At 60.4% G+C, this 14,237-nt stretch carries 13 protein-coding genes and 1 pseudogene; 9 read left to right on the plus strand and 5 right to left on the minus strand.

The window, feature by feature from the left end; all coding sequences use genetic code 11:
* Window positions 1–161: 161 nt before the first annotated feature.
* On the plus strand, window positions 162–1,016 hold the full coding sequence (locus tag HU762_RS08495; RefSeq protein WP_186635332.1) for a D-hexose-6-phosphate mutarotase: 855 nt from the start codon (window positions 162–164) through the stop codon (window positions 1,014–1,016).
* Between the two features lie 46 nt (window positions 1,017–1,062).
* Here HU762_RS08495 and HU762_RS08500 read toward each other — a convergent pair whose 3' ends face one another.
* The gene (locus HU762_RS08500) at window positions 1,063–1,923 is read right to left on the minus strand and encodes a MurR/RpiR family transcriptional regulator (RefSeq protein WP_171061416.1); all 861 of its coding nucleotides are present in this window, start codon (window positions 1,921–1,923) and stop codon (window positions 1,063–1,065) included.
* Window positions 1,924–2,119: 196 nt separating this feature from the next.
* Here HU762_RS08500 and zwf point away from each other — a divergent pair, with 196 nt between their 5' ends.
* Genes zwf through HU762_RS08515 form a run of 3 tightly spaced genes read left to right on the plus strand, consistent with a single transcriptional unit; the run spans window position 2,120 to window position 4,975 of the window.
* On the plus strand, window positions 2,120–3,592 hold the full coding sequence (zwf, locus tag HU762_RS08505; RefSeq protein ID WP_186613573.1) for a glucose-6-phosphate dehydrogenase: 1,473 nt from the start codon (window positions 2,120–2,122) through the stop codon (window positions 3,590–3,592).
* Complete coding sequence (pgl, locus tag HU762_RS08510) at window positions 3,579–4,292, plus strand: 6-phosphogluconolactonase (RefSeq protein ID WP_186635335.1); 714 nt, start codon at window positions 3,579–3,581, stop codon at window positions 4,290–4,292. Before zwf ends, pgl begins: the two co-directional genes overlap by 14 nt.
* Window positions 4,293–4,309: 17 nt before the next feature.
* Window positions 4,310–4,975: a bifunctional 4-hydroxy-2-oxoglutarate aldolase/2-dehydro-3-deoxy-phosphogluconate aldolase gene (locus HU762_RS08515; protein WP_186635338.1), complete on the plus strand. Its 666-nt coding sequence runs from the start codon at window positions 4,310–4,312 to the stop codon at window positions 4,973–4,975.
* Between the two features lie 88 nt (window positions 4,976–5,063).
* Here the strand turns inward: HU762_RS08515 and HU762_RS08520 are convergent.
* Window positions 5,064–6,252, minus strand: a pseudogene (locus HU762_RS08520) (aminotransferase class V-fold PLP-dependent enzyme).
* Window positions 6,253–6,276: 24 nt separating this feature from the next.
* Window positions 6,277–6,513 (minus strand): DUF3820 family protein, encoded by a 237-nt coding sequence (locus HU762_RS08525; protein ID WP_053119117.1) that lies wholly within the window; start codon window positions 6,511–6,513, stop codon window positions 6,277–6,279.
* A 204-nt stretch (window positions 6,514–6,717) separates the two neighbouring features.
* Here HU762_RS08525 and HU762_RS08530 point away from each other — a divergent pair, with 204 nt between their 5' ends.
* The 4 genes from HU762_RS08530 to HU762_RS08545 all read left to right on the plus strand — a co-directional run bounded on the left by HU762_RS08530 (window position 6,718) and on the right by HU762_RS08545 (window position 10,448).
* Window positions 6,718–7,185: a PA2169 family four-helix-bundle protein gene (locus HU762_RS08530; protein ID WP_186635342.1), complete on the plus strand. Its 468-nt coding sequence runs from the start codon at window positions 6,718–6,720 to the stop codon at window positions 7,183–7,185.
* Window positions 7,186–7,380: 195 nt separating this feature from the next.
* Window positions 7,381–9,381 (plus strand): FUSC family protein, encoded by a 2,001-nt coding sequence (locus tag HU762_RS08535; RefSeq protein ID WP_186635345.1) that lies wholly within the window; start codon window positions 7,381–7,383, stop codon window positions 9,379–9,381.
* A complete protein-coding gene (locus HU762_RS08540; protein ID WP_186635348.1) occupies window positions 9,368–9,574 on the plus strand; it encodes a DUF1656 domain-containing protein in 207 nt (68 codons plus the stop codon). The genes HU762_RS08535 and HU762_RS08540 overlap by 14 nt, the downstream gene beginning before the upstream one ends.
* 10 nt (window positions 9,575–9,584) lie before the next feature.
* Entirely contained in the window at window positions 9,585–10,448 is an 864-nt protein-coding gene (locus HU762_RS08545; RefSeq protein ID WP_186635351.1) for an HlyD family secretion protein, read from the plus strand.
* A 184-nt stretch (window positions 10,449–10,632) separates the two neighbouring features.
* Here the strand turns inward: HU762_RS08545 and HU762_RS08550 are convergent, their stop codons facing one another.
* Window positions 10,633–11,103, minus strand: coding sequence for a MaoC family dehydratase (locus tag HU762_RS08550; RefSeq protein ID WP_186635354.1), 471 nt, complete (start codon window positions 11,101–11,103; stop codon window positions 10,633–10,635).
* A 38-nt stretch (window positions 11,104–11,141) separates the two neighbouring features.
* Window positions 11,142–12,086, minus strand: coding sequence for an alpha/beta hydrolase (locus HU762_RS08555; protein ID WP_186635359.1), 945 nt, complete (start codon window positions 12,084–12,086; stop codon window positions 11,142–11,144).
* A 224-nt stretch (window positions 12,087–12,310) separates the two neighbouring features.
* Here HU762_RS08555 and fadD2 point away from each other — a divergent pair, with 224 nt between their 5' ends.
* Window positions 12,311–13,999 carry a long-chain-fatty-acid--CoA ligase FadD2 gene (gene fadD2 / locus HU762_RS08560; protein WP_186635362.1) on the plus strand — a complete coding sequence of 563 codons (1,689 nt, stop codon included), beginning with the start codon at window positions 12,311–12,313 and terminating at the stop codon, window positions 13,997–13,999.
* The last annotated feature ends 238 nt before the right edge of the window (window positions 14,000–14,237 follow it).

Genomic DNA, 14,237 nt, shown 5'->3' on the forward strand with positions numbered 1-14,237 from the left:
TGGGTTGCGAAGCGACCCGAAAGCCATTCACTGCGGTGCTTCAGCCAGACCGCATTTGTCCGGTTTACGACTGCTTCGCAGCCGAGCGGGAGCAAGCTCCCTCGCCACAAAAGAAGAGTCGTACACAGTTGAGTATCGAATGATTTCCAGGACTGCGGCCCATGCATGAGCATCCGCTACAACGCTTTTTCAGATCCTTGCGCGAGCGTCCGGTATTTGCCTGGGAGCGCTATCAGCAGCGCGATGTATTGGTGATCGATCACCCGTTGTGCCAGGCGGTGTTCAGTCGCCAGGGTGCGCAGTTGTTGCACTTTCAGCCGCGCGGCCAGAAACCCTGGCTGTGGTGCGCGGCCAAGTGGCCACAAGTCGGCGCCATACGGGGTGGCGTCCCGGTGTGCTGGCCTTGGTATGGCCGTCACCCGAGCGAAAATGCCTGGCCGTCCCATGGTTGGGCGCGTCTGATCGACTGGAAGCTGCTGGAGAGCAGCAGCGATCACGATGGCGTGCACTTGCACTGGCAGTTGCAGCTGTGCGACTGGCAAGTCGATCTGTATGCCGACTTGGGCGAGGGCATGGAGCTGCGCTTGAGCACCGAGCATCACGACAGCCTGCCTTGCCAGTTGAGCCAAGCCTTGCATGCCTATTGGCGTATTGGTGACGTCGGCGAGGTAGCGCTGTCTGGGCTCGAAGGCGCGCACGGTTACGACCAGTTGAACCGTGCGGTTTGCCAACAGGAAGGCGAGTTGCGGGTCGACGGTGGCTGTCAGCGGGTGTTCCAGCATGAGGGAGAATTGCAACTCAAGGATCACGCCTGGCAGCGCGAGTTGTGCATCGATACCGGTGATAGCGCCGACACGGTGGTGTGGCACCCCGGTGCCAGGCCATTGCTGGGGGTGAGCTGGGATGAAGTCAGTGAGTTCGTTTGCGTCGAAGCGGCCAGTGGCGGCACCGAGAGCCTATGCCTGGCACCCGGGGAGCAGGCGCATTTGAGTTTGCAGGCGCGGGCGGGAGTTTAGCTCTGGATGACCTTTCCCACGCTCTGCGTGAGAAAGGTCAGGATGGTCAGTTGAACTCATCCCCCACCGGATACCGGCTGGCGTTCAGGCTTTCCTTGATCTTGCGCAGGTGCGGCTGGAAATCCACGCCTCGGCGCAAGGTCATGCCGGTGGCCAGCACGTCCAGTACGGTGAGTTGGATGATGCGCGAAGTCATAGGCATGTAGATATCGGTGTCTTCCGGCAGCGGAATGTTCAGGCTCAAGGTGCTCGCCTTGGCCAACGGCGAGCCCTCGGCGGTCAGGCCGAGCACCGAAGCGCCGTTCTCTCGGGCGATGCGTGCTACTTCCACCAACTCGCGGGTACGCCCGGTGTAGGAGATGATCACGAACAGCTCACCGGTATGCGCCACCGACGCGATCATGCGCTGCATCAGCACATCGGCGTGGGCGGTCACCGCCAGGTTGAAGCGAAAAAATTTGTGCTGGGCATCCAGCGCCACGGGGGCCGAGGCGCCGAGGCCGAAGAAGTGGATCTGGCGGGCCTGGATCAGCAGATCCACCGCGCGGCTGATCAAATTGGGATCAAGGGCCTGGCAGGCGCTGTCCAATGAGGCAATGGCACTGCCGAAGATTTTCCGGGTGTAGGCTTCGGGGTTGTCATCGGCTTCGACGGCGCGGCTGACGTACGCCGCGCCGCTGGCCAGGCTCTGGGCCAGTTGCAGTTTGAGTTCCGGGTAGCCGCTGACACCGAACGAGCGGCAGAAGCGGTTGACGGTCGGCTCGCTGACCGAAGCCGCCTGGGCGAGGGCGGCGATGCTGAAGCGGGTAGCCTGCTGTGGGTTGAGCAGGATTACTTCGGCCACCTTGCGTTCGGCCTTGTTCAGGTCTTCCAGGCGACTCTGGATTTGCTCCAGTAGATTTCGCACGCGGTCCATACAAGATTCCTAAAGAGACGGGTCTTTGATACGACCCTTTGCGGTGGCCTATCCTACTGATGGCTCCGACGGACCACCACTCGGAATCGGTATTTTTGGAAAATGTTGTGGTTATTACTACATTTTTCCTTGAGTGATACCTTAAAAAAAGGTATTTGTAGCTTAACTTGATAAAAGAACAAACATCATGCATTCGATTACGGTTGAACCGTGCACTTTTGCCTTGTTCGGCGCGCTGGGCGACCTGGCGTTGCGCAAGCTGTTTCCTGCCCTTTATCAGCTCGATGGCGCCGGCCTGCTGCACGAGGACACGCGAATCTTCGCGCTGGCCCGTGAACCCGGCAGCGAGCAGCAGCACTTGGCATTCATCACCACGGAGCTGCGCCGTTATGTTGGCGATAAAGACCTCGACGAAGCCGTGATCGAACGCTTCCTGGGGCGGTTGACTTACCTGCATGTGGATTTTCTCAAGGCCGACGACTACGTCGCGCTCGCTGAGCAGGTCGGCCAGACCCCACAACAGGTCATCGCCTATTTCGCCACCCCGGCGGCGGTCTACGGTGCTATCTGCGAAAACCTGGCGAAAGTCGGCTTGAGCGAAAACACCCGCGTCGTGCTGGAAAAACCCATCGGCTCGGACCTGGAATCGTCGCGCAAGGTCAACGACGCCGTGGCGCAATTCTTCCCGGAAAACCGCACCTATCGTATCGACCATTACCTGGGCAAAGAGACGGTCCAGAACCTGATCGCGCTGCGGTTCGCCAACAGCCTGTTCGAAACCCAGTGGAACCAGAATTACATTTCCCACGTGGAAATCACGGTGGCCGAGAAGGTCGGTATCGAAGGCCGTTGGGGTTATTTCGACAAGGCCGGCCAGCTGCGCGACATGATCCAGAATCACCTGCTCCAGTTGCTGTGCCTGATCGCCATGGACCCGCCGGCCGACCTGTCCGCTGACAGCATCCGTGACGAGAAGGTCAAGGTGCTCAAGGCACTGGCGCCGATCAGTCCGGAAGGCTTGACCACCCAAGTGGTGCGCGGCCAGTACATTGCCGGCCACAGCGAGGGCAAGGCGGTCCCGGGTTACCTGGAAGAACCCAATTCCAATACCCAGAGCGACACCGAGACGTTCGTCGCCCTGCGCGCCGACATCCGTAATTGGCGTTGGGCTGGGGTGCCGTTTTACCTGCGCACCGGCAAGCGCATGCCGCAGAAGCTGTCGCAGATTGTCATTCACTTCAAGGAACCGTCCCACTACATCTTCGCCCCCGAGCAGCGCCTGCAGATCAGCAACAAGCTGATCATCCGCCTGCAACCGGACGAGGGGATTTCCTTGCGGGTGATGACCAAGGAGCAAGGCCTGGACAAGGGCATGCAATTGCGCAGCGGTCCATTGCAACTCAACTTCTCCGACACCTATCGCAGCGCACGGATTCCCGATGCCTACGAGCGGTTGTTGCTGGAAGTCATGAACGGCAATCAGAACCTGTTTGTCCGTAAAGATGAAATTGAAGCCGCGTGGACGTGGTGTGACCAGTTGATCGCCGGATGGAAGAAGTCTGGCGATGCGCCCAAGCCGTATGCCGCTGGGTCATGGGGGCCGATGAGCTCCATTGCACTGATCACGCGGGATGGGAGGTCATGGTATGGCGATATCTGAATTGAAACTGCCCCAGGGCGTCACTGCCCTGGCGTTCAAGAGCCCGGTGCTGTTGGCTGAAAGCCTGGCGCTGAACGTTGCCGAGCAACTGCGTGCCGCGATCGACGGCAATGGCACGGCGACCCTGGTGGTCTCGGGCGGTCGCAGCCCGGTGGCGTTTTTCCAGCACCTGTCCAAGCAAGCGCTGGATTGGTCGAAAGTGGTGGTGAGCCTGGCGGACGAGCGCTGGGTGCCGGTTGAACATGCCGACAGCAATGCCGGCCTGCTCAAGCGGTATCTGCTCCAGGGCGCGGCGGCCAAGGCGCAATTCCTGAGCCTGTACAACGCCAGCGCGAACCTGGAAGCGGCGGCCGAACAGGCCGATCGCCTGCTGGCCGAGTTGCCGCCTATCGACGTGCTGGTGTTGGGCATGGGCGATGACGGGCACACCGCCTCGTTGTTCCCCGACAGCCCGAACCTGGCCAAGGCCCTGGATGAACAAGGACCTCGCCGTTGCTGGCCGATGCTCGCACCGACCGTGCCGCACCAGCGCCTGACCATGAGTCGCGCCTTGCTGGCTTCGGCGAAACACAAGGTGCTGGCGATTTCCGGTCAATCGAAATTGACCACCCTGAACGCCGCGGTGGCCGGTGACGACGTCGCCGCAATGCCGATCCGCGCGTTTCTGCAACCTACGTTAGAGATTTACTGGTGCCCATGAACCAAGGATCAGCCGCTATGAAAAACCCATCTCCTACCGTTTCCATGGCGGACAAAGTGACGCTGATCGACAGCCTCTGCGCCAAGGCGCGGATCCTGCCGGTGATAACCATCGCCCGTGAACAAGACATCCTGCCATTGGCCGATGCCTTGGCCGCCGGTGGCCTGACGGCACTGGAAGTGACCTTGCGTTCGCAGTACGGCCTCAAGGCCATCCAGGTGTTGCGCGAGCAGCGCCCGGAGTTGGTGACTGGCGCTGGCACGGTGCTCGACCGCCATATGCTTGCTGCCGCTGAGGCGGCCGGTTCGCAATTCATCGTGACCCCGGGCATCACCCGAGATTTGCTGGAAGCGAGCGTCCAGAGCCCGATCCCATTGTTGCCGGGGATCAGTAACGCCTCGGGCATCATGGAAGGCTACGGCTTGGGCTATCGCCGCTTCAAGTTGTTCCCGGCCGAAGTCAGCGGCGGCGTTGCCGCCATCAAGGCCTTGGGCGGACCGTTTGGCGAAGTGAAATTCTGCCCGACCGGCGGCGTGAGCCCGGCCAACATCAAAAGCTACATGGCGTTGAAAAACGTGATGTGCGTGGGCGGCAGTTGGATGCTCGATCCGGAGTGGATCAAGAACGGCGACTGGGGCCGTATCCAGGAATGCACCGCCGAGGCGCTGGCGTTGCTGGACTGATTGTTTACCGAACTTCGTTGGGTGTTCTACGGCTTTACGGTGCGCTTGGTCGGCGCGCCGTTTTTTTTTGCCTGTATTTTCGCCACAACTAGATTCGGCTCAGGTCGGTCAGCGCTCGGGTCAAACGCTCGATATCACGGCCCAAGGTAATCAACCCCGGCGTAATGCGAATGCACGGCCCAACGCTGGTCTTGCGCACCACGGTAAAAATCCCATAGTCGTCGAGCAGTCGATCGGCCATGGCCTGCTGGTCACTTTGGGCGGTAAACCGCATCGAGGTGATGCCGCAATAAAGACGACGGTCGTCCGGCGTCATGACTTCGATGCCAGGCACATCGCGCACCGCGCTCACCCACATATCCCGCAAGTAGCACAGCCGTGCACCTTTGGCTGATGCGCCACCCAACGCACGGTGTTCTTCAAACACCAGTGGCAGCGTCAGCAGGGCCGGGATGTTGGGCGTGCTGTGTGGCGTGCGTGAGCGTATGTCGGTGGCGGGATAGGTGGCTTCGTCCATGTCCGGGTCGATGTCGGCCAGCCGCTGCGGCGCGATATAGAGAAAGCCCAGGGCCAAGGGGCCGCCAATCCACTTTTGCAAGTTGAACCCGGCGAATTGAATACCGAGTTTCTTCAAGTCGAATTCGATCTGACCCAAGGCGTGAGGCGCCATCAAGAATGATGTCGACATCGAATTCCCGAGCCGCCTCGGCAATGGCCTGGACCGGCATCACCAAGCCGGTCAGGTGGTTGACATAGGTCAGTGGCATCAACTTGAGGCGGGGATAACGAATGAAGGCTTCTCGATACGTGCCGACCAGGCTGTCGAAACTGGCGGGGTGCGGGTGGACCAGCTCAATGACCTCTGCCCCGCGTTGGCGGGCCAGCCAGCGCATCGCACTCTTGACCGACTCGTATTCGACATCGCTTATCAAGACCTGGTCGCCAGGCTTGAGACCGTTGTAATTACGAATCAGCGTTTGCAAGGCGTCCACGGCGCTGGTGGCCAGCGCCACGGTAGACGGGGGGACATGGATCAGTTTCGCCACTTGTAGACGAATCGCCTCGCCATGTTCCCGATCAAAATGCTGGCGCACGTACAACGAGTTGCCGCGGTTGACGAATTCGATGTTGCGTTGGTACTCCTCGACCACGGTGCGCGACATCCGCCCGAAGTAGCCATTTTCAAGATTGAGCGGCCCGCCGGCATCGACATCGTACCGATCGACAAAGGTTTCCCAGAAGCGTTCATCGTGGGCGCGTAGCGTATTTTCGGGCATGGCAGGCTCAATCAATGGCAGCGGTCAGTGGCGAGGTTTAGGCAAGCCATGTTTAGCCCGCAGCGGGTCCAGCAGGTCTGACAACCCGTTGTGGTCGATCTCCTGCATCAGTGCCAGCAAACCGCCCAGTTCCCCCTTGGGGAAACCCTCCCGGGCGAACCAGTTCAAGTACTGACCAGGCAGGTCGGCAAGGATTCGACCCTTGTATTTACCGAAGGGCATTTGGCGCGTTACCAGCAGTTCGAGCTTTTCCGGATTCATGGCAATTGTCTTGTTCAGGACCATCGGCAAAATACAGGCATTCTGCATGCAGGCCAAATGACAGATCATGCAAATAACGCGGATACAGATTTTTTCCGTGTAAATAACTGATTGAATTTAAACGTATTTTTTATAATTAAAGGCTGGCACGACCGATGCAATATTCCTTGCAGGTTTTTATTCACCAAGCAAAGGAACTGAAAAATGACTGACATCAATAAAGAATCCATCTCTGTCTTGAACGACCTGATCGAGACTAGCAAGGATGGCCAGGAAGGATTCAAGACCTGCGCTGAAGACATCAAGCATCCAGAACTCAAGACGCTGTTCGTCCAGCGCTCCGCCGATTGCGCAACCGCAGCGGCCGAACTGCAAGCCGCGGTTCGTGCCCTGGGCGGTGATCCGGAAACCTCTACCAGCGTCTCCGGTGACCTGCATCGTCGCTGGGTGGACGTGAAAGCCATGTTCACTGGCAAGGACGAAGAAGCGGTGCTCAACGAAGCCGAACGCGGCGAGGATCACGCACTGAAGGCCTACAAGGAAGCCATCGAGAAGATCAACAAGCACAACCTGGTGGGCATTCGTGATCTGGTGGAACGCCAGTACCACGGCGTGCAACGCAACCATGACCAAGTCAAGGCCCTGCGTAACCAGGCGCGTGCCCAGAGCTAAACACGCTGTCAACGCCGATAAGAACGCCAGCCTGCCTGGCGTTTTTTTATGGGAGGCGATCAGTGGAAATACGCGCAATAGTGTTTGTCGAATCCGTCAACAAACAACTCTGGACTCAGTTAGATAGCTAGCTAATAATTGCATCACTTCTAACGCAATCTATTGTTACAACGTCCTCAGAAAAGAGTTTTCCGCGTGCCCATCACCTTCCAGGCCCTGTTCGCTCCCGACCGCCTCGCTGTGCAGTTCGCCATCAAAACCGTCCTCGGTGGTGGCCTGGCGCTGTGGCTGGCGTTGCGCTGGGGTTTGGAGCAGCCGTCCTGGGCTTTGATGACGGCGTTCATCGTCGCCCAGCCGCTGTCCGGAATGGTAGTGCAAAAGGGCTTGGCGCGGTTGGTCGGGACTTTGGTGGGAACGATCATGTCGGTCGTGTTCATGGGGCTGTTTGCCCAGGCACCGTGGTTGTTTTTGCTGGCGCTGGCGTTGTGGCTCGGCGTGTGCACAGCCTGTTCGACGCTGTTGCGCAGCGCCTGGTCGTATTCTTTCGTGCTGGCCGGCTACACGGTGGCGATCATCGCCTTGCCGGCCATTTCCCATCCGCTTGGCGTGTTCGATCAGGCCGTGGCCCGTTGCACCGAGATCAGCCTGGGCATCACCTGCGCCACGGCCGCCAGTGCGTTGCTCTGGCCGTTGCGGGTCGAACGGCAACTGGCGGATCAGGCTCGCGCTGCCTGGCAGAGCGGCATGCAGGCGGCCCGTGCGACATTGGCCGGCGATGCCCAGGCCCGCAAAGGTTTGCTGGAGATTCTTGGCAAGATCGTCGCGGTGGACGCCCAGCGTGAACACGCTTGGTTCGAAGGCAGCCTGGGTCGCCAGCGCGCCCGGGCCATCAGCGGTTTGAGCCAGAAGTTGTTGATGCTGCTGCGTATAGCCCGTTCGGTACGTCGGCAGTGGAAACAGCTTGAGCCAGCGGAAGCTGAAGTGCTCCAGCCCTGGATGACGGAGGTGCAGCAGGCCTTGGACGCGGACAGCGCGACGCTACAGGCGTTGCGCCCCCGGGTTCTGGACGCGTCTCACGATCCACGCATCAGCTCGGCGCAAAGTTACTGCCTGGCTCGTTTGGCCTTGTTGCTCGACACTGCCCTGGCCGCTTGCGCTGCGCTGTCGGCAGTGCAGGAGGGCAGGGAGGCGGCGGACCCGCCGCGAACCCTGGCGCCGCACCGGGATGTGTCCTTGGCCATGGTATTCGGCGCCCGTAGCGCCTTGGCGTTCCTGACGGTGTCGTGTTTCTGGTTGGCGACGGCCTGGCCCGCCGCGTCGGGTGCACTGCTGCTCACCTGCGTGGTCTGCAGCCTGTTCGCCAGTCGCGAAAATGGCGCGCAGATCGGCATGAGCTTTTTGCGCGGCATTCTGTTGGCAGTGCCGACAGCGTTTGTGATCGGTGAAATCCTCCTGCCGCAATGGAGCAGTTTCGCGATGCTTTGCATGGCCATGGGCGTGCCGTTGTTCTTCGGGGCGCTGGGCATGGCCAAGCCGCCGCTCTACGCCACGGCCACTTCGTTCTGCCTGCACTTTGTGGTGTTGGTGTCGCCGCTCAACGCCATGAAATATGACGTCTCGACGTTCTTCAATAACGCCCAGGCCATAATGATTGGCGTAGGTGCGGCGGTGTTGGCGTTCAAGCTGTTGATTCTGCGCAACCCGGCCTGGCACAGCCGTCGGCTGCTGGCCGCGACGCTGGACGATCTGGTGCGCCTGACCCATCGCAACCTGCGCGGGGCCGAGAGCTGGTTCGGCGGACGCATGGCCGACCGTTTGTTGCAACTGGCGCGGCATTATCCCGAACTGCCGGTGCCGGCGCGCAGTCGTTGGGATGACGGTTTGTTGGGCCTGGACATTGGCGATGAGTTGCTGCACCTGCGCTTGAGCCTGGCCGTCGCCCAAGTGCCCGAGGCCCCGGCCCAGCGCCGCTATTTCGAAACCCTGGAGCAGGCGCTGGAACGCGGTCCGTCCGGCGGCCAGGCCGAGGCATTGGCCCAGGCGAGCGACGAGTATCTGCAGGTGCTGTCGCAGCAGCCCTCCAGCGATGCGCTGAAGTTGGCGCAAGGCGCGGTCGTGCAGTTGCAGAACAGCTGGCGCGCCTGGTGCCGTCAGCACGAATCTCAGCGTGGGGAGCATAGCCATGGGCTTGCGTGAGTGGTCGATCGGCGGGGTCTTGCTCAGCCCGTTCCTGATTTATGTGGTGCTGGCCTTGCTGGTGACGGGGGCGCTGCGCCTGTTGCTCAGCCTGGTGCTGGCCGGGCGGTGGATCTGGCATGAGGCGTTGTTCGACTGCGCCCTGTATGTCTGTGTCCTGACTGTCATTACCCTGGTCCTCGGACCGTTATAAGGAGTTGAACATGCGTACTTCCGTACGTGTTGCCGTCACGCTGAGTGTGGTGGCCGTGGCGATCTTCGCCGGGTTTCATTTGTGGCAGTACTACATGCTCACGCCCTGGACCCGGGATGCGCGGATCCGTGCCGACGTGGTGGTGATCGCGCCCGACGTATCGGGTTGGGTGCGCGAGCTCAAGGCCGTGGATAACCAGCAGGTCAAGGCCGGCGACGTATTGCTCAATATCGATCGCGAGCGTTTCGAGGCCGCAGTGGAGAAAGCCAGGGCGGTGGTCCAGACTCGCCAGCAGCAACTGAGCCTGCGCGAACACGAAGCCAGTCGCCGCGCCGCATTGGGTCCACAGGCCATCAGCGCCGAGTTGCGCGAAAACGCCCAGATCAACGCAGGGATTGCCCGTGGTGAACTGCGCGAGGCCCAGGCCGAGGCCAAGGTTGCCGAGCTGAACCTGGCGCGCAGCCAGGTCATGGCCCCACGTAGCGGTCACATCACCAACCTGCGCCTGGCCGAAGGCAACTATGTGAACGCCGGGCAGCCGGTCATGGCGCTGGTGGATGACTCAACGTTCTACGTGCAGGCCTATTTCGAAGAAACCAAACTGCCGAGGATCCGCGTCGGCGATCCGGTCAAAATCTGGTTGATGAGCGCCGGTCATGCGCTCGAAGGTCATGTGGAAAGCATCAGCCGAGGCATCACCGACCGCAATACCAACCCCGATGCGCAACTGCTGGCCGAGGTCGAGCCGACATTCAACTGGGTGCGCCTGGCCCAGCGGATTCCGGTACGGATCAAGCTGGACAAGGTGCCGGAAGGGGTGAGCCTGAGCGCGGGGATGACGGCGAGTGTGCAGGTGCGGGAAGCCCAGCAATAGCCGCAACACTGCAGTCATTTGTGGCGAGGGGATTTAGCGAAACGTCGCACCGCCCCGCTGGGCTGCGCAGCAGCCCCCTGTGCCCAGGCTGGCACACCGCAGTGGTCTTGAGGTATTGGGGGCGCTTCGCGCCCCAGCGGGGATAAATCCCCTCGCCACATTTCATTCCCATAGATCGCGGTAGTCAGCCAACAGTAATCGGCGGCAACGTCGGCAATGTCACGGTCTGCTGTTTACGCGGGGCGAGAATCTCGGCCTCGCCGTCCACCACCAGTTCATCGCGCTGATTGAACACACGGGTGGCGATGCGCACGCGAAATTTTGGCAGCTTCTCCAGGATCTCCAGGCGCACGGTCAAGGTGTCGCCGATCTTTACCGGTTTCTGGAAACTCATCTGCTGGCCAATATAAATGGTGCCCGGCCCAGGCAACTCGCACGCGACCGCCGCGCTGATCAGTGCACCGCTGAACATGCCATGGGCGATGCGCTCCTTGAACATGCTGGCTGCGGCAAATTCGGCGTCCAGGTGCACCGGGTTGTGATCGCCCGACATCGCGGCGAACAACTGGATGTCGCGCTCTTCGACGGTCTTGCTGTAGCTGGCAGTCTGACCGACTTCGAGGGCTTCGTAAGGGATGTTGGTAACCTGGGTCATGTCTGGATCCTGGACGGGTAAAGGAAAACGCGGCAAAGCTACTCGCTGCGTGGCGGCCGCTTGTGACTCAAGGCCTGGGCAATCCAGGCCAGCACATCGGCGGTCACTTCATCGCGGTTGGTTTCATTGAACAGTTCGTGCCGGGCCTGCGGGTAAATCGTCAATTGCATATGTTGGTTGCCGGCGTCGCGCAAGGCGTCGGCCAGATCCTTCAGACGCTTGCCCTCGCTCACCGGATCACATTCGCCGCCAATTACCAGCAGCGGCAGGCCTGGATCGATCTGCGCGAGATTGGACGCTTTGCTGATCTGCTGCAACCCACCCAGCAGGTCGACCCACAGCTGATTGGTGCAACGAAAGCCGCATAGCGGGTCTCGGACGTATTTGTCCACCTCGGCCGGGTCGCGGCTGAGCCAGTCGAAAGGCGTACGCACGGGTTTGAATTTTTTGTTGAAGCTGCCGAATGACAACCACTCGATCAGCGCGCTACGCCCCGTTGCTCCCTGACGTCGACGCTCGAAGCGGGCGATCAGGCGCGCCGCACGGTAAAGCGCCACGGGTTGGAAGTTCGAACCGCTGAGAATCGCCCCGTGCAGGCTGGCGCTGTGGTGCAGCAGGTAAGCTTGGGCGATGTAGCTGCCCATGCTGTGGCCCAGCAGCAGTATGGGGATATCCGGATGCTGCTGGCCGATGTGGTGGTTAAGGCTCGCCAGGTCGCCGACGACCTTGGCCCAGCCGTCCTCGTTCGCGAAATGACCGAGGATGGCTTCTTCACCCGTCTTGCCGTGGCCACGCAGGTCCAGCGCATAGACGCCATAACCTTCGGCGCACAGCGCTTGCGCCAGGCGCCCATAGCGGGCGCTGTGTTCGGCCATGCCGTGGGCCAGCATGATGACCGCCGATGGGGCGGTTTCGGGCAACCACTGATTGACGAACAGGCGGTTGTGGTCGGTCGCGGTCAGCCAGAACGTTTGGTGGATCATGGCGGTTCCTTTGCACAAATCAGACGCAGCGTTGCTGCATTGTATAGCGCATCCGCTGCGTCTCGCCTGATCAGCTCTCGGCGAGGCAGGAAGATTCACATAATCTATGACGCAAGTTGCCATATTTGCCTGATTGGCCATAGCTGCTAGTGTCCCATGAGCTCCGCCTGTGAAAGCGATACGCAAGCGGTCCCGGATACGTTCAGGTAAAGAGGATAAAAACAATGCAGCCTGATTTCTGGAATGACAAACGCCCGGCCGGCGTGCCTTCGGACATCGAACACGGTGTCTACAAGTCGGTCGTTGAGGTGTTCGAGCGTTCCTGCAAGAAATTTGCCGACCGTCCGGCGTTCAGCAACATGGGGGTGACGCTCACTTACGCCGAGCTCGAGCGCTACAGCGCGGCCTTTGCCGGTTACCTGCAGGCCCATACCGACCTGGCACCGGGCGATCGCATCGCGGTACAGATGCCCAACGTCCTGCAATACCCGATCGCCGTCTTCGGTGCGCTGCGCGCCGGACTGGTGGTGGTCAACACCAACCCGTTGTATACCCCGCGGGAAATGCGCCACCAGTTCAAGGACTCCGGCGCCCGGGCGCTGGTGTACCTGAATATGTTCGGCCAGAAAGTCCAGGAAGTGCTGCCTGACACCGACCTGCAATACCTGATCGAGGCGAAGATGGGCGACCTGATGCCCACCGCCAAGGGCTGGTTGGTGAATACGGTGGTGAGCAAGGTCAAGAAAATGGTCCCGGACTATTCGCTGCCCCAAGCCGTTTCTTTCAAGACCGCCCTGCGCCTGGGGCGTGGCCAAGGCATCAAGCCGTTGAACGTGAGCCTCGCCGACATCGCCGTGTTGCAATACACCGGCGGCACTACCGGGCTGGCGAAAGGCGCGATGCTGACCCACGGCAACCTGGTCGCCAACATGCAACAGGCCCGGGCCTGCCTGGGGCAGATCGGCGACGACGGCCAGCCGTTGTTGCGCGAAGGCCAGGAAGTCATGATCGCGCCGCTGCCGCTGTACCACATCTATGCATTCACGGCGAACTGCATGTGCATGATGGTCACGGGCAACCACAACGTGTTGATCACCAATCCACGAGACATCGGCGGCTTCATCAAGGAGCTGAAGAACTGGCGGTTTTCCCTGTTGTTGGGGCTCAACACGTTGTTCGTGGCGCTGATGGATCACCCGGATTTCAAGACGCTGGATTTCTCCAATCTCAAGGTCACCAACTCAGGCGGTACCGCGTTGGTCAAGGCCACCGCCGAGCGTTGGAAACAGCTCACCGGTTGCAGTATTACCGAAGGGTACGGGCTGACCGAAACCTCGCCAGTGGCCAGTGCCAACCCTTACGGCGGCAAGTCGCGCCTGGGTACGGTGGGTTTGCCGGTGCCGGGGACGCTGATGAAAGTCATCAGCGATGACGGTATCGAGCTGCCTCTTGGTGAGCGCGGAGAACTGTGCATCAAGGGCCCGCAGATCATGAAGGGCTACTGGAACAAGCCTGAAGCTACCGCTGAGGTGCTGGACAGCGAAGGCTGGTTCAAGTCCGGCGATATCGCGGTGATCGACCCCGATGGATTTGTGCGTATCGTCGACCGCAAGAAGGACATGATCATCGTCTCGGGTTTCAACGTGTACCCCAACGAGATCGAGGACGTGGTGATGGCGCACCCGAAAGTCGCCAGCTGCGCCGTCATCGGCGTGCCGGACGAACGTTCGGGGGAGGCGGTGAAACTGTTCGTGGTGGCGCGTGAGTCGGGCGTCAGCCTTGAAGAGCTCAAGGCGTACTGCAAGGAGAACTTCACGGGGTACAAGATACCCAAGCACATCGTGCTACGAGAGTCGCTGCCAATGACGCCGGTGGGCAAGATCTTGCGACGGGAGCTGCGCGACATCGCCTGAAGCCAGAGAGGTCCAGTAAAAACCCTGTGGGAGCACGCGTGCTCCCACAGTGCTTTATGTATTTGAGGTAATTACACAGGGCTTAGAATTTTTACTCTAAAAATGACTATTGCATATTCTTGAGTCAGATTTGTGACCGTAGGGGCCGTTTTTGGCTCTAGGCGACCCTTGGCAAAGCTGCTACTCTCGGCGCGCTTTTGTGACTTCTCGGCCTTTATCCAGCCAGATTCACCAACAG

Source organism: Pseudomonas sp. SWRI92 (genome assembly GCF_014268685.1).
In the GTDB taxonomy this organism is placed as follows: domain Bacteria; phylum Pseudomonadota; class Gammaproteobacteria; order Pseudomonadales; family Pseudomonadaceae; genus Aquipseudomonas; species Aquipseudomonas marvdashtae.

Bases quoted from the DNA above. Each gene is read 5' to 3' on its own strand.
- HU762_RS08495 (WP_186635332.1), top strand. From the start codon at position 162: ATGCATGAGCATCCGCTACAACGCTTTTTCAGATCCTTGCGCGAGCGT.
- zwf (WP_186613573.1), top strand. From the start codon at position 2,120: ATGCATTCGATTACGGTTGAACCGTGCACTTTTGCCTTGTTCGGCGCG.
- pgl (WP_186635335.1), top strand. From the start codon at position 3,579: ATGGCGATATCTGAATTGAAACTGCCCCAGGGCGTCACTGCCCTGGCG.
- HU762_RS08515 (WP_186635338.1), top strand. From the start codon at position 4,310: ATGAAAAACCCATCTCCTACCGTTTCCATGGCGGACAAAGTGACGCTG.
- HU762_RS08525 (WP_053119117.1), bottom strand. From the start codon at position 6,513: ATGAATCCGGAAAAGCTCGAACTGCTGGTAACGCGCCAAATGCCCTTC.
- HU762_RS08530 (WP_186635342.1), top strand. From the start codon at position 6,718: ATGACTGACATCAATAAAGAATCCATCTCTGTCTTGAACGACCTGATC.
- HU762_RS08540 (WP_186635348.1), top strand. From the start codon at position 9,368: ATGGGCTTGCGTGAGTGGTCGATCGGCGGGGTCTTGCTCAGCCCGTTC.
- HU762_RS08545 (WP_186635351.1), top strand. From the start codon at position 9,585: ATGCGTACTTCCGTACGTGTTGCCGTCACGCTGAGTGTGGTGGCCGTG.
- HU762_RS08550 (WP_186635354.1), bottom strand. From the start codon at position 11,103: ATGACCCAGGTTACCAACATCCCTTACGAAGCCCTCGAAGTCGGTCAG.
- HU762_RS08555 (WP_186635359.1), bottom strand. From the start codon at position 12,086: ATGATCCACCAAACGTTCTGGCTGACCGCGACCGACCACAACCGCCTG.
- fadD2 (WP_186635362.1), top strand. From the start codon at position 12,311: ATGCAGCCTGATTTCTGGAATGACAAACGCCCGGCCGGCGTGCCTTCG.